Source organism: Clostridioides sp. ES-W-0016-02 (genome assembly GCF_020641035.1).
Taxonomy (GTDB): domain Bacteria; phylum Bacillota; class Clostridia; order Peptostreptococcales; family Peptostreptococcaceae; genus Clostridioides.
The window spans coordinates 4037440-4063943 of sequence record NZ_CP061361.1 but is presented as its reverse complement, the minus strand read 5'-3'; the positions used below and the strand labels follow the sequence as shown (position 1 = coordinate 4063943).

The following is a 26504-nucleotide window of genomic DNA, read 5'->3' as shown; positions in this document are numbered from 1 at the left end:
TGAAGAAGTCTATGGAGGAAAAATCGTTGAGTGTAAAAATAAGCATAAATACTAGACAATATGATGAAAAAGGTAATATGGACACCATAGAGATGACTACTTTTGGTAAAATTTTTTATAAAAATGATGGAATATATGTTATTTACAAGGAAAAAGAAGAAAATATAGAAATAACTAATACTATAAAAATACTTAAAAATGAAGTTAGTATTAAAAAGTTTGGTTCTATTAATTCAACTATGATGTTTAAATGTGGAGAAAGCAGTACTACAAAATATGTAACCCCACAAGGTACCTTATTAATTGATATTGACACAAGAGAATTGGATATAAATATACAAGAAGGGGAACACATAAAATTGAAAATAGACTATAATATAAAGATACAAGATTTATTTTTAGGTAGAAACAAAATAGATATATACATAGATATTAAATAATAACTATAGCTATTTTCCAGAAATTTTATAAAGGTAGTGAAAAAACTACCTTTTATTTAATTTATTTGGTATTATTATATTTATATTAAACTTTAATTTCTTAAAATTGATACAAGGGTTTAGCGTTTTTTTATAGAAAGTATACTTAAAAGTGAATAAAACTAAGTGTAAGAGGGATAAATATGATATTTGATAAGGTACTAAGTACTATAAATAAACATAATTTAATACAAAAAGGCGATAAAATAGTTTTGGGTCTTTCTGGAGGACCTGATTCAGTTTGTTTATTGCATGTACTAAATAGATTAAAAAAAGATTTTAATATAGAAATATATGCAGCACATTTAAATCATCAAATAAGAGGAATAGAAGCTCAAAAAGATGCATTATATGTATCTAAGCTTTGTGAGGATATGGGAATTGTATTCTTTGTAAAGTCTATTAATGTACCAAAATATTGTGAAAATGAGGGGTTATCATTAGAAGAAGGAGCAAGGAAGCTAAGATATGAAATGTTTTATGAAATTAAGGATAAGATTAAAGCTAACAAAATAGCTATAGGCCATAATCTCAATGACCAAGCTGAGACTGTCATGATGCGTATTATGAGAGGAACAGGTCTTAAAGGGTTAAAAGGAATTGATTATATTAGAGATAACTGTATAATTAGACCAATCTTGGATGTAGAGAGAATAGATATAGAGGAATATTGTAAGGCTTATAATTTAAATCCTAGAATAGATAAAACAAATTTAGAAAACATATACACTAGAAATAAAATAAGGTTAGACCTTTTACCATATATGAAGGATAATTTTAATTCAAATGTAATAGAATCTATAGTGAGGATGAGCAATAGCTTAAAAAGTGACAACGATTATATTGAGAAAGAGGCAGAAGCTAAATTTAGAGAAGTTTCAAATATAAAAGAAAAGAGCTTTGTAGAGATAAATTTAGAAGATTTTATTTGCTTACATGATGCTATCAAAGTTAGGGTTCTTAGAAATTCTATAAAACATATACTAGGAGATACTAATTTTGTTGATCAAAAACATATAGAGGACATAATGTCTTTAGAAAGTGATTCAAAAGTAAATAAAATGATAACTCTTCCGAGAAATATATTTGTTTATAGAAAAAAAGACAGTATAATATTAACCAATGAGGAAATTGTTAGTGAGGAAATTGAATTTTATTACAATATACCTAGTAATGGGTTTATAAAAATAAAAGAATTAAAACAAATTATTGAGACCCAAGTAATGAGTATAGATAGGTATAAGAGTATGAAATTAGACAATTCATCTAAAGGGTTTGATTTTAATAAGGTAAAAGGGGGTATAGTAATAAGGAGCAGAAGGCAAGGTGATAAGATAAAACTTGCTATGGGAAGTAAAAAAGTGAAGGATTTATTCATAGATTTAAAAATCCCAAGAGAAGAAAGATGTAAAATTCCTATAATCACAGATAGTGAAGGAATAATATGTGTTGGAGATTATAAAATCAGTGAGAATTATAAAATTGATGAAAGCACAAAAGAAGTATTAAAAATTAATTTTAACAAATTATAGGGCAAAGCAATGTATGAAAGGAGGGCTTCTATATTGAATAAGTTGCTAAAAGGGGCAGGTTTTTATCTACTTGTTTTTATAATTATAGTAGGTATAGTTCAATTCTCAGGTAAGCCTACAGAAAAAATAAAAGATTTAAAATTTTCCCAAGTATATAGGGAATTAACAGATGAGAATATATCAAGATTGTACTTTGTAAATCAAACTTCTGTAGAAGGTACTATAAAAGATACAAATACAAAGTTTAAATCATATGTTCCAACAGAAATAATGGGAGATAAACTTGCAGATGAAGTGTTAGATCAAGCTAAGGCTGGAAAATTAACATTTGGTGGTGAAGCTAAACCATCTACACCTTGGTTTGTTGAGATGCTACCTACATTACTGTTAATATTCTTTATGGTAATTCTTTGGTTTGTATTTATGAATCAGTCTCAAGGTGGAGGCGGAAAGGTTATGAGCTTTGGTAAGTCAAAGGCTAAGGTTCATAAGGATGATGAAAAAACTAGAGTTACGTTTAAAGATGTAGCTGGATTGGATGAAGAAAAAGAAGATTTACAAGAAGTAGTAGACTTCTTGAAGAATCCTAAGAAATATATTGAATTAGGGGCAAGGATACCAAAAGGAATGCTTATGGTAGGACCTCCTGGAACTGGTAAAACATATCTATCAAGAGCAGTTGCTGGAGAAGCAGGAGTGCCATTTTTCAGTATAAGTGGTTCTGATTTCGTTGAGATGTTTGTTGGGGTTGGGGCTTCAAGAGTAAGAGATTTATTTGAGCAAGCTAAAAAAAGCGCTCCAGCTATAATATTTATAGATGAAATCGATGCAGTTGGTAGAAAGAGAGGAGCAGGTCTTGGTGGAGGTCATGATGAAAGAGAACAAACTCTTAATCAACTTCTAGTTGAGATGGATGGATTTGGAGTAAACCAAGGTATAATAATCATGGCAGCAACAAATAGACCAGATATACTTGACCCAGCTTTACTTAGACCAGGAAGATTTGACAGACAAGTAGTTGTTGGTACACCAGATGTAAAAGGTAGAGAAGCTATATTTAAAGTTCACTCAAGAAATAAACCGCTAAATGATGATGTTAAAATGGATGTATTAGCTAGAAGAACACCAGGATTTACTCCTGCTGATATAGAAAACTTAATGAATGAAGCTGCAATACTAACAGCTAGAAAAAGAGAAAAGAAAATTAAGATGGAAACTATAGAAGAAGCTATAACAAAGGTTATAGCAGGTGTAGCTAAGAAATCGAGAGTAATAAGTGAAAAAGAAAGAAGACTTACAGCATATCATGAAGGCGGGCATGCAGTTTGTGCTCATATACTTGAGGAAGTAAGTCCTGTTCATCAAGTTACAATAGTACCAAGAGGAAGAGCAGGAGGATTTACAATGCAGCTTCCTGTTGAAGATAAGTTCTATGCTACTAAAAATGAGATGAAAGAGAACATAGTAGTTTTACTTGGAGGTAGAGTAGCAGAAGAGTTAGTGCTAAAAGATGTGTCTACAGGAGCATCAAATGACTTAGAAAGAGTTACAGCTACTGCAAGAAGTATGGTAACAAAATATGGAATGAGTTCTAAACTTGGTCCAATGTCATTTGACAGTGATGATGAAGTATTTTTAGGTAATAGTTTTTCAAGTAAGAGAAACTATTCTGAAGAGGTTGCTTTTGAGATAGACCAAGAAACAAAACGTATAGTTGATGGTGCATATGATAAGACAAGAAGTATATTACAAGAAAACATGGATAGACTGGAGTATGTAGCACAAGCCTTACTTATCTATGAAACTTTAGATGCAGATCAATTTATAAAAGCATTTAATAAAGAATTACCATTAAATGATATTGAAAATGCAATTACAGAGGAAAATTCTCCTAAAGAAAATGAAGAGCAATTAACTATAAATCTAGAAAAAGATAGAGAAGAAAGAAACAATGTTGTTGATATAAATAAAAATCAAGAAAATAAATCTGATGAAGATAAATAATTTTAAAATATTGATTATTTTAAGAGTATTATCTATTAAGGATTAAATATTAAGACTGAAAGTATAATGTTAAATTGATAAACAAAGTATATTTGCATATATCAATCTAATTAATACTTTCAGTTTTTTTTGTGATTTTAGCAAAGATTAGGCAAAATATTAAGCTATGGGAATTAATGGTATGGGTATATAAGTTTACTTATGATAATATATTAAAAAGGAATTTTAAAATTAGTAGTATTAAAAATATATTAATAATGTATAATTACTTATTAGAAGAAAAGAAGTCATGAAATCATATCATATTAGAGGTGAAGTATGCGAGAGAAGATAATAGAAATTATATTAAATAATAAATCTGAGTTTATTTCGGGTGAAGAGTTGTCAAAGCAATTAGGTGTGTCACGTGCAGCTATATGGAAACATATGAAAGCTCTAAAAGAAGAGGGATATAATATAGAATCTGTAAATAAGAAAGGTTATAGATTAACAGAAAATCCAACTGATTTATTAAGTCCACAGAATATCTACTATAAATTAAATACAGAGTTTATTGGTAAGAATATTGAGCATCTTGATACTATAGATTCAACTAATGAATACGCAAAAAGAGTGGCTGTGAATAGTATAGATGGAACTGTGATTTTAAGTGAACATCAAAATATGGGAAAAGGACGATTAGGAAGAACTTGGGATTCCAAACCCCATGAAGGGATTTGGATGAGTATTATTCTAAAACCAGATATGGAACCGTTTAAAGCACCATTTATAACTTTAATAGCAGGAGCAAGTGTAACACAAGCTTTAAATAATCTAGGGGCAAAGACTTTGATAAAATGGCCAAATGATGTTATTTTAAATGGGAAAAAAATATGTGGTATACTAACAGAATTGTCTGCTGAGATTGAAAGAACAAATTATGTTGTTCTTGGTATTGGAATAAATGTTAAAATAATGGACTTTGATTCAGAAATAGCTGAGAAAGCTACCTCATTGTATAAAGAAGGATACAAATTGTCTAGAGTAGATATTGTCAGAAATGTATTGGCTGAATTTGAAAAGTTATATTTAGATTATATTGCAAATAACTCAAAAGAAGAAACTTTAAAAATATGTAGAGATTATTCTGCTATTATAGATAAGAATATATATGTACTAAAAGGAAATGATAAAGAATTAGTTAAATGCTTAGATATAAATGAAGATGGTAACTTAGTAGTTCAGGGTAGTGATGGAAGTGTAAAAGAAATTGTTTCAGGTGAAGTTTCTATAAGAGGAGAAAATGGATATGTATGATAATATTTTAGATATAGAAGGTTTAAAGGTTGGGCAAGTTGAGGATAGAATAGGGCTGACTGGATGTACAGTAGTGATTTGTGAAGAAGGTGCAGTTTGTGGTGTTGATGTAAGAGGGTCGGCTCCAGGAACCAGAGAAACCGATTTATTAGACCCTGTAAATATGGTTCAAAAAGTTCATGCTATAGTTTTAGCAGGAGGTTCTGCATATGGTCTTGAATCTACTTGTGGAGTAAGTAGATACTTAGAAGAAAGAGGAATTGGTTTTGATGTTGGAGTTGGAAAAGTTCCTATAGTTGTTGGAGCAGTTTTATTTGATTTAGGAGTAGGAGATTTTAAGTGTAGACCAGATATACAAATGGGTTATAAAGCTTGTGAGGCGGCAAATACAACTGTTTTAAATCAAGGTAATTATGGAGCAGGATGTGGAGCTACTGTTGGAAAGATAAGAGGGCAAGAATATGCTATGAAAGGTGGAATAGGAAGTTATTCTATAAAACTAGATAATGGCTTGATTGTATCTGCATTAATTGCTGTAAATGCTCTTGGAGATGTTTATGAGGATGGTAAGGTTATAGCAGGCGCCTTAAATGATAAAAAAACAGAAACAATTGATACATATAAATTGATGAAACAAGGTGCAAGTAAAGGTGGATTTAGTATAGATAATACTACAATTGGAGTTATAGCTACGAATGCTAAACTCACTAAAGCTGAATGTAAAAAAATATCTCAAATGGGTCATGATGGGTATGCAAAAGCTATTTTTCCTATCCATACACCTCATGATGGAGATACAATATTCACAATGTCAAAAGGTGAAATAGAAGCAGATATAACGTTATTAGGTTCATTGGCTGTAGAGGCTGTGGAAAAAAGTATAATAAATGCAGTAAAAAAAGCTGATAGTGTAGAAAATATAATAGCATATAAAGACATAGTAAAAAAATGAGAAATATGATGAAATTAGCATATTTTTCTTGTCAAATTGTTGACAATGACAACTCATCTTGATAAAATTATTCTTGTTAGAGCAGGCATCCTGAAAGTAGTAGCCTGACTCATAATGATAAGAAACAAGAGTAAGAAAAATCAAAAAATTAAGTAGTCCGGCATCGTTAGTGAGCTGGAACGGAGGTGTATTTTTTATGATGAACACAAGTGCATCAGTAAGAAAAGTAAATGTAAGAAAGATGACTATAATAGGGGTACTATCAGCTATTTCTATTATGCTATCTATGACTCCATTGGGATTTATTCCAGTTGGACCTACAAAAGCAACTATAATGCATATACCAGTTATTATTGGAGCTATTATGGAAGGACCAATAGTTGGGGCAGCAATAGGCTTTATATTTGGAGTATCAAGTCTTTTAAACGCTATAGTAAACCCAACAGTAACATCTTTTGTTTTTATAAATCCATTAGTTTCAATATTGCCAAGAGTTATGATAGGTATATTGGCTTATTATGTATATCAACTAATAATCAATGCTACAAGTAAGGTATACATATCTGGATTAATTACAGGAGCTGTAGGTTCTTTGTTAAATACAGCTGGTGTTTTAGGAATGATATATGTTTTATATGCTGACAAGTATCTTCAAGCAATGGGTCAAAATGGTTCAGCAGGAAAGGTTATAATGGCTCTTGCCGCAGCAAATGGAGTACCAGAAGCAATAGTAGGAGCTTTAGTAGTAGCTGCCGTTGCTGCTGTACTTAAGAAAAGCAAAAAATAGAAAGAAGGTTAATGACATATGCTTCTAGTATTTGATGTTGGAAATACTAATATGGTTTTAGGTATATATAAGGGTGACAAGTTAGTTAATTATTGGAGAATTAAAACAGATAAGGAAAAAACATCTGATGAATATGGAATTCTAATAAGTAGCTTATTTAAGTATGATGATGTGGATATAAATGCTATTGATGATGTAATAATATCATCTGTAGTTCCAAACGTTATGCATTCTCTTGAAAATTTTTGTATAAAATACTGTAAAAAGCATCCATTGATAGTAGGTCCAGGCATAAAAACAGGTCTAAATATAAAATATGATAATCCAAAACAAGTTGGAGCAGACAGGATAGTTAATGCTGTAGCAGGCATAGAAAAATATGGGGCACCAAGTATACTTGTAGATTTTGGAACAGCAACTACATTTTGTGCTATTTCTGAAAAAGGTGAATATCTAGGGGGTACAATAGCACCAGGAATAAAGATATCTAGTGAGGCATTATTCCAAAGTGCATCTAAATTGCCTAGAGTAGAATTAGCAAAACCAGGTATGACTATTTGTAAAAGTACTGTATCGGCTATGCAATCTGGCATAATTTATGGATATGTAGGTTTAGTTGATAAAATAATAAATATGATGAAAAAAGAATTAAATTGTGATGATGTTAAAGTTATAGCTACAGGTGGGCTAGCTAAACTAATTGCTTCAGAAACAAAAAGTATAGATTATGTAGATGGTTTTTTAACGCTAGAAGGATTAAGAATAATATATGAAAAAAACCAAGAATAATTAATACAGGGAATTGGATTATATATCCAGTTCCCTTTTTATGATAGTTTTTTAGTGTTATGTGGTATATTATAATGAGGAAATGCAGATTTAGAAATAAAATCACAAAAACAAAGGAAAAAATAGGAGAAAAACGATGAAAATAGGAAATTTAGAATTAAAAAATAAAGTTTTTCTGTCACCTATGGCAGGGGTAACAGACCTTCCATTTAGATTAATTTGTAAAGAACAAGAATGTGGACTTTTATATACAGAAATGATAAATGGTAAGGCACTTTGCTATGATGATGAAAATACTAAAAAAATGCTTAAGATAGAAAAAGAAGAACATCCTGTAGCTGTTCAGATATTTGGTTCTGAGCCAGATTTTATGGGAAGAGCAGCAGAAATAATGAACGAATATCCAAATGAAATCCTTGATATAAATATGGGATGTCCAGCTCCAAAAGTAGTTAAAAATGGGGATGGTTCAGCACTTATGAAAAATCCTAAACTTGCAGAGCAGGTATTAAAGGCAGTAGTGAAGAATTCAAAGAAACCAGTTACTTTAAAAATAAGAAAAGGATGGGATGATAATAGTATAAATGCTGTTGAGATAGCAAAGATAGCAGAAGCTTGTGGAATAAGTGCTTTAGCAATACATGGAAGAACGAGAGAGCAATATTATACAGGTAAAGCAGACTGGAATATAATTGCAGATATTAAGAAAAATTTAAATATACCTGTTATAGGAAATGGTGATGTATTTACAATAGAAGATTCAATAAATATGTTAGACAAAACGGGTTGTGATGCTATAATGATAGGTAGGGGTGCTCAGGGTAACCCATGGATATTTAAAAGAATAAACCATTATATGAATACAGGCGAGATTTTACCAGAGCCAACTCTTAACGAAAAGATAAGTACTGCCATTAAACATTTAAAGCTTGCAGTAGAAGAACATGGAGAGTATGTAGCTGTAAGGGAAATGAGAAAACACATCGCTTGGTATTTAAAAGGTCTTAGAAACTCTGCAAGATTAAGAGATGAAATTAATAAAATAGAAGACTATCAAGAAGTTGTGTCGAAATTGGAGTACTATATGGAAGACTCCTTGACATAAAAATAATAGTGACTTATAATATAGCGCATAAATTAAAAAAAGATTATAAAAATTTTAAAATATAATTAGGAAAATTCCTAAGAAATTTGTGAAGGAGTTGTATTTATAATGGAAGAGAATAAAGAGTTTTTATTGACACAAGAGGGATACGATAAATTAGAAGAAGAATTAGAGAATTTAAAGGTTGTAAAGAGAAAAGAAGTTGCAGAGAGAATAAAGGTTGCTATATCTTTTGGTGATTTATCTGAAAATGCTGAGTATGATGAAGCTAAAAAGGAACAGGCACAGGTTGAAGAAAGAATCTTAAAATTAGAAAATATGGTTAGAAAAGCTGTTATCATAGATGAAAGCAAAATAGACCTTAATGTTGTTACAATAGGTTCAATAGTTAAAGTTAAAGATTTAGAATTTGATGAAGATGTTGAATATACTATAGTTGGTTCAACAGAAGCAGACCCATATGATGGCAAAATATCAAACGAATCTCCTGTAGGAAAAGCGCTTTTAGGAAGAGCTGTTAAAGAGGTTGTAGAGGTGCAAGTTCCTGATGGAGTTGCTAAGTTTGAAATATTAGAAATAAGAAGATAATCTGGAGGAAAAAAATGAAAAATAATCAACAAAGCAATGAAGAAGCACAAATTCAAGAAGACCTTAGTGAAGTACTTCAAGTAAGAAGAGATAAACTAAAAAAATTACAAGAATCAGGTAGAGACCCTTTCAAAGAAAGTAGATATGATAGAACTCATTATTCTATGGAAATAAAAGATAACTTTGAAACTCTTGAAGGTCAAACTACAAAAATAGCAGGACGTATCATGAGCAAGAGAATACAAGGTAAAGCTGGTTTTATAGATATTCAAGACCAAGAAGGAAGAATTCAATCTTATGTAAGATTAGATGCTATAGGGGAAGAAGAATATAGTGTATTTTCAACATATGATATTGGAGACATAGTTGGTATTGAAGGGGAAATATTTAGAACTAAAAGGGGCGAAATATCTGTAAAGGCTAAATCTGTAGTATTATTATGCAAATCTTTACAAGTTTTACCAGAAAAATATCATGGATTAAAAGATCAAGAATTAAGATATAGACAAAGATATGTTGATTTAATAGTGAACCCAGAAGTAAAAAATGCTTTTTTAATTAGAACGAAAGCATTAAAGGCATTGAGAGCGTATTTAGATGACAGAGGATTTTTAGAAGTTGAGACTCCAATATTAAATACTATAGCTGGTGGAGCGAATGCTAGACCTTTTATAACTAACCATAACACTTTACATATACCAATGTATTTAAGAATAGCAAACGAATTATACTTAAAGAGACTTATTGTTGGTGGATTTGATAAAGTTTATGAAATGGGAAGAATGTTTAGAAATGAAGGTATGGATTTAAAACATAATCCTGAATATACTGCTATAGAATTATATCAAGCATATGCAGACTACACTGATATGATGGAGATAACAGAAAATGTTGTTGCACATATGGCTGAAGTTGCTACAGGAAGCATGATAATCAACTATCAAGGAACAGAAATAAACTTTACACCTCCTTGGAAGAGAATGACTATGGAAGATTGTGTGAAGGAATATTCTGGCGTAGATTTTTCTGCAATAAATACAGATGAAGAAGCATTAGAAGTTGCTAGAGAAAAAGGAATAGAAATAAAGCCTGGAATGAGAAGAGGGGAAGTAATAAATGCTTTCTTTGAAGAGTTTGGAGAAGATAAATTAATCCAACCAACATTTATAACACATCATCCAGTTGAAGTATCTCCATTATCTAAGAGAAATACTGAAGACCCAAGAAGAACTGATAGATTTGAAGCTTTTGCTAATAAATGGGAGTTAGCTAATGCATTTTCTGAGCTTAATGACCCAATTGACCAAAAAGGAAGATTTATGGACCAATTGAGAAAAAGAGAATTAGGTGATGATGAAGCTTTTGAGATGGATGATGATTTCTTAAAAGCATTAGAAGTAGGTTTACCTCCTACAGGTGGACTAGGAATAGGTATAGATAGAGTTATTATGCTATTAACTAATTCTCCATCTATAAGAGATGTATTATTATTCCCTACTATGAAACCTATTGATAATAATCAAAATAAAGAAGAAGAAGAAAAATAAAAAATACAAGCATTCTACTAAGTTTTAAATAAAATAGAGCTATTAAATTATCAATAAATAGCTTTATTTTATTTAAAATGTCAATGTAGAATGCTTTTTATATGTTCTAAAGAAGTTTTCATGTATTTAATTTATAAATTACCAACAAACGTTACAAATTGATATTAGTTTTTGTTGATTGGAACTTTATATTTAGAAAATATGATTGAAAGTAATTTATTATGAAAATATTTAAAGTAATTTTTGGGAAGGAAAAAGGAATAATTTTTGAGAATACTATATATAAAAAATTATTGGGGGAATGTGTGATGTTTCAAGTAATTGATTTTTTATGTTTAGTTTGTATTGGATTTTTAGTTCTTGATGTTATGGTATATTTTTGTAAGGATGCAATGGATATATTTGAAAGTACAACTAAGGTTAATAAAGTTAAGAGTATAAATGTTTGGGCAGATAGAGTCAGAGCCAACTCATATTCTTACGAAAATAAAATTGCAAAATAGGAAAAACTGTATATGCATGTGTTACTTGTAATATCAAGGGTTATATCTGTTAGTTTTAGTTAAAAGTATTAAAAAAAACAAAGAGTTATAACCTTTTTTAAAATAAAAAACAAAAAAAGTATTGACGAATTATTTTTAAGGTGATATAGTATTACTTGTCCCCAAGAAAAGGGCAAACATGAAAAATGAACTTTGAAAATTAAACAGTAGGTTAATTTATAAAAACAAGAAACAAACCATAAAGCCAGATATTTAGATAACAATAGTATCTGAGCCTGATAAACTTTTATTTGAGAGTTTGATCCTGGCTCAGGATGAACGCTGGCGGCGTGCCTAACACATGCAAGTTGAGCGATTTACTTCGGTAAAGAGCGGCGGACGGGTGAGTAACGCGTGGGTAACCTACCCTGTACACACGGATAACATACCGAAAGGTATGCTAATACGGGATAACATATTTGAGAGGCATCTCTTGAATATCAAAGGTGAGCCAGTACAGGATGGACCCGCGTCTGATTAGCTAGTTGGTAAGGTAACGGCTTACCAAGGCGACGATCAGTAGCCGACCTGAGAGGGTGATCGGCCACATTGGAACTGAGACACGGTCCAAACTCCTACGGGAGGCAGCAGTGGGGAATATTGCACAATGGGCGAAAGCCTGATGCAGCAACGCCGCGTGAGTGATGAAGGCCTTCGGGTCGTAAAACTCTGTCCTCAAGGAAGATAATGACGGTACTTGAGGAGGAAGCCCCGGCTAACTACGTGCCAGCAGCCGCGGTAATACGTAGGGGGCTAGCGTTATCCGGATTTACTGGGCGTAAAGGGTGCGTAGGCGGTCTTTCAAGTCAGGAGTGAAAGGCTACGGCTCAACCGTAGTAAGCTCTTGAAACTGGGAGACTTGAGTGCAGGAGAGGAGAGTGGAATTCCTAGTGTAGCGGTGAAATGCGTAGATATTAGGAGGAACACCAGTTGCGAAGGCGGCTCTCTGGACTGTAACTGACGCTGAGGCACGAAAGCGTGGGGAGCAAACAGGATTAGATACCCTGGTAGTCCACGCTGTAAACGATGAGTACTAGGTGTCGGGGGTTACCCCCCTCGGTGCCGCAGCTAACGCATTAAGTACTCCGCCTGGGAAGTACGCTCGCAAGAGTGAAACTCAAAGGAATTGACGGGGACCCGCACAAGTAGCGGAGCATGTGGTTTAATTCGAAGCAACGCGAAGAACCTTACCTAAGCTTGACATCCCAATGACATCTCCTTAATCGGAGAGTTCCCTTCGGGGACATTGGTGACAGGTGGTGCATGGTTGTCGTCAGCTCGTGTCGTGAGATGTTGGGTTAAGTCCCGCAACGAGCGCAACCCTTGTCTTTAGTTGCCATCATTAAGTTGGGCACTCTAGAGAGACTGCCAGGGATAACCTGGAGGAAGGTGGGGATGACGTCAAATCATCATGCCCCTTATGCTTAGGGCTACACACGTGCTACAATGGGTAGTACAGAGGGTTGCCAAGCCGTAAGGTGGAGCTAATCCCTTAAAGCTACTCTCAGTTCGGATTGTAGGCTGAAACTCGCCTACATGAAGCTGGAGTTACTAGTAATCGCAGATCAGAATGCTGCGGTGAATGCGTTCCCGGGTCTTGTACACACCGCCCGTCACACCACGGGAGTTGGAGACGCCCGAAGCCGATTATCTAACCTTTTGGAAGAAGTCGTCGAAGGTGGAATCAATAACTGGGGTGAAGTCGTAACAAGGTAGCCGTATCGGAAGGTGCGGCTGGATCACCTCCTTTCTAAGGAGAATTGCCTACTGTTTAATTTTGAGGGTTCGTTTTTACGAATACTCAATTAGCACTTTGAGCAACAGTATAAACTGAACGCATGTGAAGTTTGTTTGTTGGCCTTGTGTGTTAGCACTTTAAGCAACAGGATTTATCTGTTGGCGCTGTGCGTTAGCACTTTGAAAACTGCATATATATATTTAGTGATATGACATCTAATTTGTAATATATAAAGTTGATAACTTTTAAAAATTATCGAAGATGATAGCTTCTAATCTATCAAACCTTTTTAACTGGTCAAGTTATTAAGGGTGCAGGGCGGATGCCTTGGCACTAGGAGCCGATGAAGGACGCGATAAGCTGCGATAAGCTTCGGGGAGTTGCACGTAAACTTTGATCCGAAGATTTCCGAATGAGGAAACTCACTTAGAGTAATGTCTAAGTATCATTAAGTGAATACATAGCTTAATGAGGGGAACTCAGGGAACTGAAACATCTAAGTACCTGAAGGAAGAGAAAGAAATTCGATTCCGTAAGTAGCGGCGAGCGAACGCGGAATAGCCCAAACCAATAAAGTTTTCTTTATTGGGGTTGCGGACATATCTTAAACGAAGAGGTATCGTAATTGAAGAGGTTTGGAAAGACCCACCACAGAAGGTAATAGTCCTGTATGTCAAACGAGAAAACTTCAGATATGATCCAGAGTACCACGGGACACGTGAAACCCTGTGGGAAGCAGGAGGGACCACCCTCCAAGGCTAAATACTACCTAGTGACCGATAGCGTATAGTACCGTGAGGGAAAGGTGAAAAGAACCCCGGGAGGGGAGTGAAATAGAACCTGAAACCCTGCACTTACAAGCTGTGGAAGCACATTTCTTGTGTGACCGCGTACTTTTTGTAGAACGGGCCAACGAGTTACGTTAAGTAGCAAGGTTAAGCACTTAAGGTGTGGAGCCGTAGCGAAAGCGAGTTTTAACTGAGCGTTCAGTTACTTGACGTAGACCCGAAACCGGGCGACCTACCCATGAGCAGGATGAAGCGAAAGTAAAATTTCGTGGAGGTCCGAACCCACGAGCGTTGAAAAGCTCGGGGATGACTTGTGGGTAGCGGTGAAATTCCAATCGAGCCCGGAGATAGCTGGTTCTCCCCGAAATAGCTTTAGGGCTAGCCTCAAGGTGAGAGATACGGAGGTAGAGCACTGAATGTCCTAGGGGGTATTGCACCTACCGAAGACTATCAAACTCCGAATGCCGTCATCTTATACTTGGGAGTCAGACTGTGGGTGATAAGATTCATAGTCGAAAGGGCAACAGCCCAGATCGTCAGCTAAGGTCCCTAAATGTAAGTTAAGTGGTAAAGGATGTGGGATTGCACAGACAACCAGGATGTTGGCTTAGAAGCAGCCACTCATTCAAAGAGTGCGTAATAGCTCACTGGTCGAGTGATCCTGCGCCGAAGATTTCCGGGGCTAAAACTTACTACCGAAGCTACGGCATCAGTAATGATGGGTAGGGGAGCTTCCCATACGGGTTGAAGCATGACCGTAAGGACATGTGGACAGTATGGGAGTGAGAATGTTGGCATGAGTAGCGAGATGTGGGTGAGAATCCCACAGGCCGTAAACCCAAGGTTTCCAGGGGAAGGTTCGTCCGCCCTGGGTTAGTCGGGACCTAAGCTGAGGCCGAAAGGCGTAGGTGATGGACAACAGGTTGATATTCCTGTACTACCGATAACCGTTTGAGAGATGGGATGACACAGTAGGATAAGCTAAGCACACTGTTGGTTATGTGTGCCCAAGCATTGAGGCAGTCAGAGTAGGTAAATCCGCTTTGATAATGCTGGGATGTGATGGGGAGCGAAATTTAGTAGCGAAGTAGCTGATTTCACACTGTCAAGAAAAGTCTCTATCGAGGTTAAAGGTACCCGTACCGCAAACCGACACAGGTGGGTGAGGAGAGTATCCTAAGGCCCGCGAGAGAACTGTTGTTAAGGAACTCGGCAAAATGACCCCGTAACTTAGGGATAAGGGGTGCCACCATACGGTGGCCGCAGAGAATAGGCCCAAGCGACTGTTTACCAAAAACATAGGTTTCTGCTAAGTCGCAAGACGATGTATAGGAGCTGACGCCTGCCCGGTGCTGGAAGGTTAAGGGGATCTGTTAGAGTAATCGAAGCAGTGAACTTAAGCCCCAGTAAACGGCGGCCGTAACTATAACGGTCCTAAGGTAGCGAAATTCCTTGTCGGGTAAGTTCCGACCCGCACGAAAGGCGTAACGATTTGGGCACTGTCTCAACAACAGACTCGGTGAAATTGTAATTCCGGTGAAGATGCCGGATACCTGCGACAGGACGGAAAGACCCCATGGAGCTTTACTGTAGCTTGACATTGGGTCTTGGTACTACATGTACAGGATAGGTGGGAGGCTTTGAAACCAGGACGCCAGTTTTGGCGGAGCCATCCTTGGGATACCACCCTTGTAGTACTGGGACTCTAACCATAGGCCATGAATCTGGTCTTGGGACACTGTCAGGTGGGCAGTTTGACTGGGGCGGTCGCCTCCCAAAAGGTAACGGAGGCGCTCAAAGGTTCTCTCAGTACGGTCGGAAATCGTACGTAGAGTGTAAAGGCAAAAGAGAGCTTGATTGCAAGACATACAGGTCGAGCAAGGATGAAAATCGGACTTAGTGATCCGGTGGTTCTGCGTGGAAGGGCCATCGCTCAACGGATAAAAGCTACCCTGGGGATAACAGGCTTATCTCCCCCAAGAGTCCACATCGACGGGGAGGTTTGGCACCTCGATGTCGGCTCATCACATCCTGGGGCTGTAGTAGGTCCCAAGGGTTGGGCTGTTCGCCCATTAAAGTGGTACGCGAGCTGGGTTCAGAACGTCGTGAGACAGTTCGGTCCCTATCCGTCGCAGGCGTAGGAAATTTGAGGAGACCTGTCCTTAGTACGAGAGGACCGGGATGGACGTACCTCTGGTGTACCAGTTGTTCTGCCAAGGGCATGGCTGGGTAGCTATGTACGGAATGGATAAGCGCTGAAAGCATCTAAGCGCGAAGCCAACTTCAAGATAAGATTTCCCACCGCAAGGGTAAGACCCCAGAAAGACTATCTGGTTGATAGGTCGAAGGTGTAAGTGCAGCAATGTATTTAGCTTATCGATACTAATAGGTCGAGGACTTGACCAATATTTATTTGATGTTCATTGATTAAAATATATATGTAGTTTTTAGAGTGCTAACTCTAAAGAATCTAGTTTACTAGCTTCAAAAACTTAATAGTAATATTAAGCATAAAGATTATGTGGTTACAATAGCAGAGAGGATACACCTGTTCCCATTCCGAACACAGAAGTTAAGCTCTCTAGCGCTGATGGTACTTGGTGGGAAACTGCCTGGGAGAGTAGGACGTAGCCACGTAATTTTTTTTATTTTTGTCAAAAAAAACAAAAAAATTATGTATTTCTTTTTTCATTTTGGGAAAACTAAACACAGGAATTATGGATTATCATAAAAATTTAATTCTTAAGGAGTGATATGAATGAAGAAAGTTGCTTTAGTTTTAGCTATAATTGGTGCACTTAACTGGGGAGCAATTGGTATTCTAGGAACAGATTTAATAGGTAGCATTTTCGGTGGAACATATGAAATGATAAGTAGAATAATATACTTTGTTGTGGGTCTAGCTGGATTGTATTTAATACCAAGTTTAATGTCTGATGACAGAGAATAATTCAATTTTTACTTTTTTATATTAAATACCTCATTCTAAATATTTAGAATGAGGTATTTTATTTTATAAAAATATTAATTTGTATCTTTTTTAATGGTAAAATAGATAGGAATCGAAGTTTTCAAACAAGTGGTAACAGTAGGGAAAAAGGAGTAATATATGTTTATAATTAATGAATTGAGTGAAATTGTAAATAAAGAAGTAATATCTTTTCATATGCCTGGACATAAAAAGGGAAAAATATATGAAAAATTAGGATATATAAATGTATTAGAAAATTTGTATAAAATGGATACAACTGAGATAATAGGGACAGATAATTTACATTCCCCAGAAGGAATTATAAAAGTCTCTCAAGAAAATACTGCAATGGTATTTAAAAGTGATTATACATATTATTTAATAAATGGAAGCAGTTGTGGCATCCAATCTGCAATAATGTCAGTGTGTAATCCTAAAAGTAAAATAATTGTGAATAGAGACTGTCACCAATCTGTTATAAACGGATGTATTTTGGGTGATGTAGATATAGAATATATTCCTTGCGAAATATGCAAAAATACTAATATTTTAAAAGGTGTGAATGTAATAAATGTAATTGATATAATAGATAAAAACTTAGATGCAAAAGCAATATTGCTTACATATCCTACATACTATGGAATGACATATGATTTGGAATATATCTGTAATTACGCACATAGCAAAAATATGGTAGTAATAGTAGATGAAGCACATGGTGCACATTTAGGACTTAGTGAGAAACTTCCTAAAACAGCTCTTGAGCAAGGTGCAGACGTGGTTATACAAAGTACTCATAAAACACTTCCATCTTTTACTCAATCATCAATGATACATGTACAGGAAGATAGAGTTGACTTAGATAAAATTTCAAACATGTTAAGAATTACTGAATCTTCAAGTCCTTCTTACTTATTATTATCTTCACTAGAATTAGCTGTAGATATATATGAAAATAAAGGCAAGGAATTAATGGAAGAACTTTTAGATAATATCCAAAATTTCAAAAATAATGTTAATAAAAATCTTGAAATATATAGTACAAATGATAAAACAAAAGTATTCATATCTGCTAAAAATATAGGATTAACAGGATATGAATTAGAAAATATCTTAAGAAAAAAATATAATATACAGGTAGAGTTGTCTAATTATTATGGCGTTCTATTAATCTGTACAATAGGAAATAGTACTCAAGATTTCATTAGTTTAGAAACGGCATTAGATGATATTGTAATAAAAGAATTTAAATCTACAAAACTAGATAACATAAAATATCCTGTTGATATTCCACAGAAAATATTAACACCTAGAGAAGCATTTTATAAAACTAAAAAAAGTGTTAAAATATATGACAGCATAGGTAAAGTATGTGGAGAATCTATAGTACCATATCCACCAGGGATAAATATAATATCCCCTGGCGAAATAATAAGTAAAGAAATAATAGATTATTTAAAGTTTTGTAGTTCTAAAGGTATGGTTATAAGTGGACTTAAAGATATGACTTTAAATTTTATAGAAATAATAGATTTAGAACATATATAAAGTAGGATTACTATGAAGAATCTATAGAATATTTATATATAAATTTATTTGAATAATATACTAAAATAGGCAAAATGTTTAGATGGAGGATATTAAAATGAGAGGTAAGTTAATAATTATAGAGAGTGGTTCAGATGCGAGTGGAAAGGCAACTCAAACAAAAAAATTATATGAAAGACTAAAAAAAGAAGGCTATATGATTAAGAAGGTAGAATATCCAAACTATGAGTCTCAATCATCTGCTTTGGTAAAAATGTATTTGAGAGGGGATTTTGGTAAAAATGCCTCAGATGTAGACCCATATATAGCATCAACTTTTTTTACAGCGGATAGATATGCATCATTTAAAACCGATTGGGAGGAATTTTATAATAAAGGTGGAATAATTATCGCTGATAGATATACAACCTCTAATATGGTGCACCAAGCTTCTAAAATGGACATTGCTGATAGAGAGGAATATCTTAACTGGCTGGCTGATTATGAATTTAATTTATTTAAAATACCTCAACCTGATTGTGTTGTATTTTTAGATGTTCCTATTGAGTTTAGTGAAAAACTTATGGAGAATAGAAAAAACAAAATTACAGGAGAAAAAGAGAAAGATATTCATGAAAGTGATATAGAGTATTTAAAGAAATCTTATAATAATGCTCTATATATAGCAGATAAATATGATTGGAAAAAAATAAATTGTGTTTCAAATAATAAATTAAGAAGTATTGAAAGTATACATAATGAAGTTTATGAAATAGTTCTTGATTCAATAAAATCTATGGAGAGATAAATATGTATTTTGAAAATATTATAGGACAAGATTTTGCAAAAAAATATTTAATAAATTCTATAAATAAAAATAAACTTAATAATGCGTATATGTTTGAAGGAATAGATGGAATAGGAAAAAAGAAATTTGCTGATGAGCTATCAAAATTGTTACTTGACTATGTAAATCTAGAAAATAGTCCAGACTATGTACTTATAAATCCAGATGGAAATAGTATAAAAATAGCTCAGATTAGAAACTTACAATCAGATATAGTAGTACGACCTCATAAAGACTATAAAATATATATAATAAATAATGCTGAAAAGATGACGGTAGAAGCTCAAAATGCCCTTTTAAAGACATTAGAGGAGCCTCCAAGTTACGCTATAATAATTTTAGTCACAAATAATAAAGAATCATTATTAGAAACGATAAAATCTAGATGTGACATAATAAAGTTTTCGCCTATACCAATAGCAGATTTAAAAACTTATTTAATAAATAAGGGCATAGAAGAAGAAAGAGCCCAAATATTGGCCACTTTTTCAAGAGGTAGTATTGAAAATGCTTTAGACTTATCTCAGTCGGCTGAGTTTTCAGTAATGAGGGACGATATACAACAATATATCCAAATAATGCTAGATAAAAATATAGTAGAGATTCTAAATATACCAAATAACATGGAGAAATATAGAAATCAGATTATAAGTTTATTGGATATTATGATAAACTATTTTAGAGACATTATTTTATTAAAAGAAAATGTAAATAGAGATATGTTAATAAATATAGATAAGCTAGTTTTTATCCAAAACATGAGTGGAAAAATTAGTTATTCTCAATTATCTAAAATTATTGATATAATAGAAGGTACAAAGACTAAAATTAAAAGTAATTGTAATTTCAATATAAGCATACAAGTTATGTCTTTAAATATATACGAGGTGATTAAATGATAAAAATAGTAGGAATTAGGTTTAAAAGTGCGGGGAAAATATATTATTTTGACCCTGTTGATTTTAATATAGAGCAAGATATGGATGTAGTTGTAGAAACTGCAAGAGGTTTAGAGTATGGTAAAGTAGTGGTTGGGCCAAAAGAAATGGACGAGAGCGAATTAGTTTCTCCTTTAAAGCCAATTATAAGAATAGCTACAGAAGAAGATAAGAAAATATATTTAGAAAATAAGGAAAAAGCAAAAGAGACTTTTGAATTATGTCAACAAAAGATAAAAGAACATGAGTTAACAATGTTTTTAATAGATTGCGAATATACATTTGATAGAAATAAATTGATTTTTTACTTTACAGCAGAAGGTAGAATAGATTTTAGAGAATTAGTAAAAGATTTAGCTGCCATATTTAAGACTAGAATAGAACTTAGACAAATCGGTGTTAGAGATGAGGCAAAGTCTATAGGAGGTCTAGGACCTTGTGGTAGAAAGCTTTGCTGTTCTTCTTGGTTAGGTGATTTTCAACCAGTTTCAATAAAAATGGCAAAAGACCAAAGCTTATCTTTAAATCCAACAAAGATATCTGGTATATGTGGAAGATTATTCTGTTGCTTAAAATATGAACATGATGTATATAGTGAAGCAATAGAAAAAATGCCTGTTGTGGGTGCATTGGTGCAATCAGATGATGGAAAAGGAAAAGTTGTAGAGGTAAATCCTTTGCTAGAACAAATCAAAGTGGAATTCCAAGACAAAACAGTAAAAATATATACAAGAGAAGATATAAAAATACTTAAAGAGCCTAAAAAGTGTGAGGGCTGTGGTGGTAAATGCAAGGGCAATGATGGATTAGATGAAGCTACACTAAAGGAGTTAAAGAAATTAGAAGATTAAATTTAAGGTAGGGCTTCTCCTACCTTTTTTAAAGCAATTAATGCTTAGAGCTACTAATATTTGAGGAGAGTTATATATGGGCATACAATTAAAAGATTCAGAGAGAATCGACGATTTACAATTAAAAGGTCTTAAAATTATACAAGATACTAATGGGTTTTGTTTTGGTATAGACGCTGTTTTATTAGCTAATTTTGCAAAAGTAAAAAAAGATGCTAAAGTTGTTGATTTAGGCACTGGTACAGGAATTATACCAGTTCTAATTGCAGGTAAAAGTGAAGCTAAGAAAATTATTGGTGTAGAAATACAAGATGATGTATATGAAATGGCAACTCGTTCTATAAAACTAAATAATTTGGAAGAAAGAGTTGAGATTATAAATGGAGATATAAAATCAATAGACAAAGTTTTGGAAGTTAATGGATATCATGTAGTTACATCAAATCCTCCATATATGCATATTGATGGTATAAAAAATCCAAATGATAAAAAAGCAATATCAAGGCATGAAGTAAAATGTAATCTAGAGGATGTAATAAAGACCGCATCTAGATTAGTTATGCCTAGAGGTAAATTTTTCATGATACATAGACCAACAAGATTGGTTGATATAATAACTTTAGGGAGAAAATACAGATTAGAGCCAAAAGTTATTCAGTTTGTTCATCCAAGACCTAAAAAAGCACCTAATTTGGTTTTGGTTCAATTTGTAAAAGATGGCAGACCAGAGCTTAAGATATTAGACCCACTATATGTCTATGGAGAAGATGGTAATTATACAGAAGAATTAAAATCAATATATAATAATGAAGATATAGGAGAGTTATAGATGAGTGGAAAATTGTACATATGTCCAACACCAATTGGAAATTTAGAGGATATAACGTATAGGACTTTAAGAATCTTAAAAGAAGTAGATTTAATTGCGGCAGAAGATACAAGACACAGTATAAAGCTTTTAAATCATTTTGAAATCTCAAAACCTTTGACTAGCTATCATGAGCACAATAAAGATTCAAAAGGCGATTATTTAATCAATAAATTAATTGATGGAGAAAACATAGCTTTAATAAGTGACGCAGGTATGCCTGGTATATCTGACCCAGGAGAAGAGATAATAAGACAGTCCATACAAAATAATATAGAGATAGAAGTATTACCAGGAGCAACAGCATTTGTAACAGCGTTGGTTGGCTCTGGTATGGATACACATAAATTTGTTTTTGAAGGTTTTTTGGATAGAGATAAAAAAGTTAGAAGACAACAGCTAGAAGAAATAAAAGAGGAAAGCAGAACTATAATTTTTTATGAATCACCACATAGATTGAAGGATACACTAAAAGATATGCTTAAAATTCTTGGAAATAGAAAAATTTCTGTAAATAGAGAGCTCACAAAAAAATATCAAGAGATAATAAGAGAAGATATAGAAACTGTTATAAAAATATTTGAAGAAAACGAAGTAAGAGGAGAGTTTGTATTAATAGTAGAAGGTTTCTATGGTGAAAAATCAGAAAAAAGAGATTATGATGCTCTTACAGATAGAGAATATGTTTTAAAGTTAATTGAAAGTGGTATGAACAAAAAAGATGCAATAAAAGTAGTTTGTAAAGATAGAAAATTAAAAAAGGATATTGTTTATAAACAAGTTCTGGATTTATAAAACCTGAATCTGAGGTGATTTTATGGAAATAGGAAAAATTATAATAGAGAGTTTAAAAAGGAAAGATACACATAAAACGTTTATAGAGTTGGATAAAAAGAATGAACTAGAAAAAGCAATCCCTAAAGTAAAAGCAATGAAATCTGTAGGAGAATGTAAATATCATGTTGTTAACTGTTTTGAACATTCTATAAATGCATTAAAAGAATTAGAAGTAGTGCTAAATGACAAAGAATTTTTTCCAAATCATTTGAGAGAACATGTGTCAAATTATTTGAATTTATATATTGATGATGAAATAAATAAGTCACAAGCATTAAAGTTAGGAATCTTTTTACATGATATAGGAAAGCCAGATAGTGTAACTTTAGATGAAACAGGTAGAGTTCATTTTACAAATCATGAAAAAATAGGTGCACAAATAGTAAATAATATGGGTACAAATTTAGAGTTATCAATACAGACATATAAACTTATAAGTAAATATGTAAGATATCATATGACACTTTTATCTTTATATAAGAAAAATGATTTGAGTAAAAAAGAGTTAGCTAATGTATTTAATTTAGTAGATGAAGATACTATAGGTATAATATTACTTGGATATGCAGATATAGTATCTACTATAAAATTATTAGGCAAGGATGAAGAAGTAGGAGTATTAAAGACCTATATGGAATATATTCTAACAAATTACTTATATAAGAGTAATTATACAAATGTATAAAGTTAGTTAATATAATTTAAGACTTATTTAGTTAATATAATTTAAGACTTATACAATTGATTTAAATTTAAAATATACAAACTTTAAAAACCTAAAAGAAGTTGTCTTTAATAGAATTAAAAAAGACAACTTTTTTTACATCAAAACTTAAAATTTTATTAAAAATATTTAATGGTGTATTAGCGAATAAACCATTAATGTTCAATTTATCTTACAATATTGATTTTGCTTGTATCGGTGTTGATAATATAACAGATGTCTTGGTAGAACCTATTTTCTTTATAGTATCAATCACGTTTTCTAATTCATACATATCTTTTACAATAACTTTTAAAAGTAAGCAATCATCACCTGTTATGTGGTGACATTCTACAATTCTAGGGTCCTTTCCAGCAGACTCAATGAATTCTGTATATCCATTACTTGGAAGAGATATGTGAATAAACGCTTTTATAACTCTACCTAATGAATCTGGATTAACAATTGCTTTATATCCTTCTATAACACCAGATTCTTCTAATCTCTTGACTCTTTCTGAAACTGCAGGAGAAGTTAAACCAACTATTTTTCCTAAGTCCTTCATAGAAATTCTCCCATCATCCTGTAAAATTTCTATGATTCTGTAATCTGTAACATCCATAAATAAACAGTCCCCCTTAAATAAAAATAATTAATGCCTATAAAACTTTTTTAGAATCTATCATTTTTGTTTTTAAATACCAAAGATCTCTAGATAAATCAACCTTGTAAATGTGTGGATTCGAAAGTCTTTTGTATTGTTCCCAGATAGTACTTAATTCATATTGTACATGATTTCTTATTTCAAGAACAGGTTTTTTATTATATTTGCATATTCCTTTTATATACAATGGCTTAAGAAGCTCTTTAACTTTATAATTTGTAAACGTCTTCGTTTTCCATGTATATGTAGGATGGAAGATTTCTAAAGGTTTAGATTCATCTATAACTTCATCATGTAACATAATTAAATCTGCCTCTGCTTTATTGTCCTCGTTATATATTCTTATAACTTTCTTGTAACCAGGATTATTTATTTTTTCTGGATTTTCAGAAATCTTTATCTTAGGTTCAAGCGTTCCTTTTTCACAAGATGCAGCTAATTTGTAAACTCCTCCAAGAGAAGGTGAATCGAAAGATGTAATGAGTTTCGTACCTACTCCCCATGAATTTATAGTAGCTCCTTCTGCCTTAAGTGATGTTATAGTGTATTCATCAAGGTCATTAGATGCAGTTATACTAATATCTGAAAAACCAGCACTATCGAGTTGTTTCTTTGCTTCTTTAGATAGATAAGCTAAATCTCCAGAGTCTAGTCTTATACCCATAGGTTTGTATCCTTTTTCAGAAATATTTTTGAAGACTTTTATTGCGTTAGGTACACCACTATTTAATACATCATAAGTATCCACAAGTAGTAGGCATTTATCTGGATAAACATCAGCATATGCTTGGAATGCTTCAAGCTCAGTATCAAATTTTTGTACCCAACTATGAGCATGTGTACCAATTATAGGAACATCAAACATCTTTCCAGCTAATACGTTTGCAGTTCCAGAACAGCCACCAATTACAGCAGCTCTAGCTCCATATATACCTGCATCTGGACCTTGTGCACGACGTAATCCAAATTCAAGTACAGTATCTCCTTGAGCTGCAAAGCAAACTCTAGATGCTTTCGTAGCAATAAGAGATTGAAAATTGACTATTGTCAACAATGCTGTTTCAATAAGTTGAGCTTGATACAAGGGTGCTTTAACAGTAATCAATGGCTCATTAGGGAACATTATAGTCCCTTCTTCAACAGCATAAATATCTCCTGTAAACTTAAACTCTTTCAAAAATTTTAAAAACTTGTCAGAAAATAAATTTAAGCTTTTTAAGTACTCCAAATCTTCATCTGAAAAATGAAGGTTATCTATGTATTCAACAACCTGATCAATACCACAAACTATAGTATACCCTCCATCACAAGCGTTTTTTCTAAAAAACATATCGAATACAACAATGTCTTCGTGAATATTTTTTTCAAAATAGCCATTTAACATAGTAAGCTGATATAAATCAGTAAGAAGTGTTAGATTTCTCATTATTTCTCTCCTTAATTATTATTAAATATTAAAAATTATAAAAACTCCCACACTTATACTAAAACATAATATAGTACAACTTTCAAGTATAAAGTATTACCTAACTATCATAAAATTATTTAAAGAGGAGGTTGATTATAATAGGAAAAATATGGTTTTACATGGTATCAATAGGAATAATAGGAAGTTTGATTTCTAAAAATATGGGAGAATTAAATAAAGTTATATTGAGTGAAACATCAAAAGGTATAGAATTTGCAATAAGTCTAGCTGGTATTATGGCACTCTGGATGGGTATAATGAATATTGCAAAAGAGTCAGGCTTGATTGAAAAAATAGGTCAGAAATTAAATCCTATAATGAGAAGATTGTTTCCTTCTATTCCAAAAGGTCACAAAGCAATGTCTTATATAGTTATGAATATTGCCTTGAACATGTTGGGTGCTGGTAATGGTGCAACAGCATTTGGCTTAAAAGCAATGAGTGAGCTTCAGACTTTAAATAACAAAAAAGATACAGCTACCAATGATATGATTATGTTTATGGTAATAAACATATCATCTATACAGATAATTCCATTTACTATAATTAAATTAAGAATGGATATGGGAGCTCAAAACCCAAGTGAAATAATTTTTACAACTTTATTTGCAACCATAATATCTACAGCAATAGCAATAATAACATGTAAATTTTTTCAAAGAAGATATAGATAAAGGGGATGT

General features: G+C 32.9%; 22 protein-coding genes and 3 rRNA genes. 23 read left to right on the top strand and 2 right to left on the bottom strand.

The window, feature by feature from the left end; genetic code table 11:
• Window positions 1-11: 11 nt before the first annotated feature.
• The 22 genes from IC758_RS18815 to IC758_RS18710 all read left to right on the top strand — a co-directional run bounded on the left by IC758_RS18815 (window position 12) and on the right by IC758_RS18710 (window position 23671).
• The gene (locus IC758_RS18815; RefSeq protein WP_413926791.1) at window positions 12-440 is read left to right on the top strand and encodes a DUF1934 domain-containing protein; all 429 of its coding nucleotides are present in this window, start codon (window positions 12-14) and stop codon (window positions 438-440) included.
• 182 nt (window positions 441-622) lie between these two features.
• A complete protein-coding gene (tilS, locus tag IC758_RS18810; protein ID WP_227437532.1) occupies window positions 623-2011 on the top strand; it encodes a tRNA lysidine(34) synthetase TilS in 1389 nt (462 codons plus the stop codon).
• A 33-nt stretch (window positions 2012-2044) separates the two neighbouring features.
• Complete coding sequence (gene ftsH, locus IC758_RS18805; protein WP_227437529.1) at window positions 2045-4015, top strand: ATP-dependent zinc metalloprotease FtsH; 1971 nt, start codon at window positions 2045-2047, stop codon at window positions 4013-4015.
• 318 nt (window positions 4016-4333) lie between these two features.
• Window positions 4334-5311 carry a biotin--[acetyl-CoA-carboxylase] ligase gene (locus tag IC758_RS18800; protein WP_227836338.1) on the top strand — a complete coding sequence of 326 codons (978 nt, stop codon included), beginning with the start codon at window positions 4334-4336 and terminating at the stop codon, window positions 5309-5311.
• Window positions 5304-6263 (top strand): P1 family peptidase, encoded by a 960-nt coding sequence (locus IC758_RS18795; protein WP_227483269.1) that lies wholly within the window; start codon window positions 5304-5306, stop codon window positions 6261-6263. The genes IC758_RS18800 and IC758_RS18795 overlap by 8 nt, the downstream gene beginning before the upstream one ends.
• A gap of 196 nt (window positions 6264-6459) precedes the next feature.
• A complete protein-coding gene (locus IC758_RS18790; protein ID WP_227483268.1) occupies window positions 6460-7050 on the top strand; it encodes an ECF transporter S component in 591 nt (196 codons plus the stop codon).
• A gap of 18 nt (window positions 7051-7068) precedes the next feature.
• Window positions 7069-7839: a type III pantothenate kinase gene (locus tag IC758_RS18785; protein WP_227437521.1), complete on the top strand. Its 771-nt coding sequence runs from the start codon at window positions 7069-7071 to the stop codon at window positions 7837-7839.
• A 136-nt stretch (window positions 7840-7975) separates the two neighbouring features.
• The gene (dusB, locus tag IC758_RS18780; RefSeq protein WP_227437519.1) at window positions 7976-8944 is read left to right on the top strand and encodes a tRNA dihydrouridine synthase DusB; all 969 of its coding nucleotides are present in this window, start codon (window positions 7976-7978) and stop codon (window positions 8942-8944) included.
• Between the two features lie 108 nt (window positions 8945-9052).
• Window positions 9053-9532: a transcription elongation factor GreA gene (greA, locus tag IC758_RS18775; protein ID WP_021386470.1), complete on the top strand. Its 480-nt coding sequence runs from the start codon at window positions 9053-9055 to the stop codon at window positions 9530-9532.
• Between the two features lie 14 nt (window positions 9533-9546).
• Window positions 9547-11079, top strand: coding sequence for a lysine--tRNA ligase (gene lysS / locus IC758_RS18770; RefSeq protein WP_227825042.1), 1533 nt, complete (start codon window positions 9547-9549; stop codon window positions 11077-11079).
• Window positions 11080-11387: 308 nt separating this feature from the next.
• Complete coding sequence (locus IC758_RS18765; RefSeq protein WP_227483267.1) at window positions 11388-11582, top strand: hypothetical protein; 195 nt, start codon at window positions 11388-11390, stop codon at window positions 11580-11582.
• A 286-nt stretch (window positions 11583-11868) separates the two neighbouring features.
• A 16S ribosomal RNA gene (locus tag IC758_RS18760) occupies window positions 11869-13371 on the top strand.
• A gap of 283 nt (window positions 13372-13654) precedes the next feature.
• Window positions 13655-16553, top strand: a 23S ribosomal RNA gene (locus IC758_RS18755).
• Between the two features lie 114 nt (window positions 16554-16667).
• Window positions 16668-16784: ribosomal RNA gene (rrf, locus tag IC758_RS18750) — 5S ribosomal RNA — on the top strand.
• Together the 16S, 23S and 5S rRNA genes form the textbook arrangement of a ribosomal RNA operon.
• Before the next feature lie 121 nt (window positions 16785-16905).
• Window positions 16906-17097, top strand: coding sequence for a DUF378 domain-containing protein (locus IC758_RS18745; RefSeq protein WP_227436395.1), 192 nt, complete (start codon window positions 16906-16908; stop codon window positions 17095-17097).
• A 159-nt stretch (window positions 17098-17256) separates the two neighbouring features.
• The gene (locus IC758_RS18740; protein ID WP_227436393.1) at window positions 17257-18666 is read left to right on the top strand and encodes an aminotransferase class I/II-fold pyridoxal phosphate-dependent enzyme; all 1410 of its coding nucleotides are present in this window, start codon (window positions 17257-17259) and stop codon (window positions 18664-18666) included.
• Window positions 18667-18763: 97 nt separating this feature from the next.
• On the top strand, window positions 18764-19453 hold the full coding sequence (locus tag IC758_RS18735) for a dTMP kinase (protein WP_227436391.1): 690 nt from the start codon (window positions 18764-18766) through the stop codon (window positions 19451-19453).
• Window positions 19454-19455: 2 nt separating this feature from the next.
• Window positions 19456-20391 carry an ATP-binding protein gene (locus IC758_RS18730; protein ID WP_227436388.1) on the top strand — a complete coding sequence of 312 codons (936 nt, stop codon included), beginning with the start codon at window positions 19456-19458 and terminating at the stop codon, window positions 20389-20391.
• Window positions 20388-21281: a stage 0 sporulation family protein gene (locus IC758_RS18725; RefSeq protein WP_227436386.1), complete on the top strand. Its 894-nt coding sequence runs from the start codon at window positions 20388-20390 to the stop codon at window positions 21279-21281. The genes IC758_RS18730 and IC758_RS18725 overlap by 4 nt, the downstream gene beginning before the upstream one ends.
• Window positions 21282-21357: 76 nt before the next feature.
• A complete protein-coding gene (locus IC758_RS18720) occupies window positions 21358-22110 on the top strand; it encodes a tRNA1(Val) (adenine(37)-N6)-methyltransferase (protein ID WP_227436384.1) in 753 nt (250 codons plus the stop codon).
• Window positions 22111-22944, top strand: a complete 834-nt coding sequence (gene rsmI / locus IC758_RS18715; RefSeq protein WP_227436381.1) for a 16S rRNA (cytidine(1402)-2'-O)-methyltransferase — start codon at window positions 22111-22113, stop codon at window positions 22942-22944.
• A gap of 22 nt (window positions 22945-22966) precedes the next feature.
• Entirely contained in the window at window positions 22967-23671 is a 705-nt protein-coding gene (locus IC758_RS18710) for an HDIG domain-containing metalloprotein (RefSeq protein WP_227436379.1), read from the top strand.
• 211 nt (window positions 23672-23882) lie between these two features.
• Here IC758_RS18710 and IC758_RS18705 read toward each other — a convergent pair whose 3' ends face one another.
• Window positions 23883-24311 carry an Lrp/AsnC family transcriptional regulator gene (locus IC758_RS18705; RefSeq protein WP_021386461.1) on the bottom strand — a complete coding sequence of 143 codons (429 nt, stop codon included), beginning with the start codon at window positions 24309-24311 and terminating at the stop codon, window positions 23883-23885.
• Window positions 24312-24348: 37 nt separating this feature from the next.
• On the bottom strand, window positions 24349-25779 hold the full coding sequence (locus IC758_RS18700) for a nicotinate phosphoribosyltransferase (RefSeq protein ID WP_227436377.1): 1431 nt from the start codon (window positions 25777-25779) through the stop codon (window positions 24349-24351).
• 131 nt (window positions 25780-25910) lie between these two features.
• On the opposite strand from IC758_RS18700, the gene IC758_RS18695 reads away from it, so the two are divergent.
• The gene (locus IC758_RS18695; protein WP_227436375.1) at window positions 25911-26495 is read left to right on the top strand and encodes a nucleoside recognition domain-containing protein; all 585 of its coding nucleotides are present in this window, start codon (window positions 25911-25913) and stop codon (window positions 26493-26495) included.
• The last annotated feature ends 9 nt before the right edge of the window (window positions 26496-26504 follow it).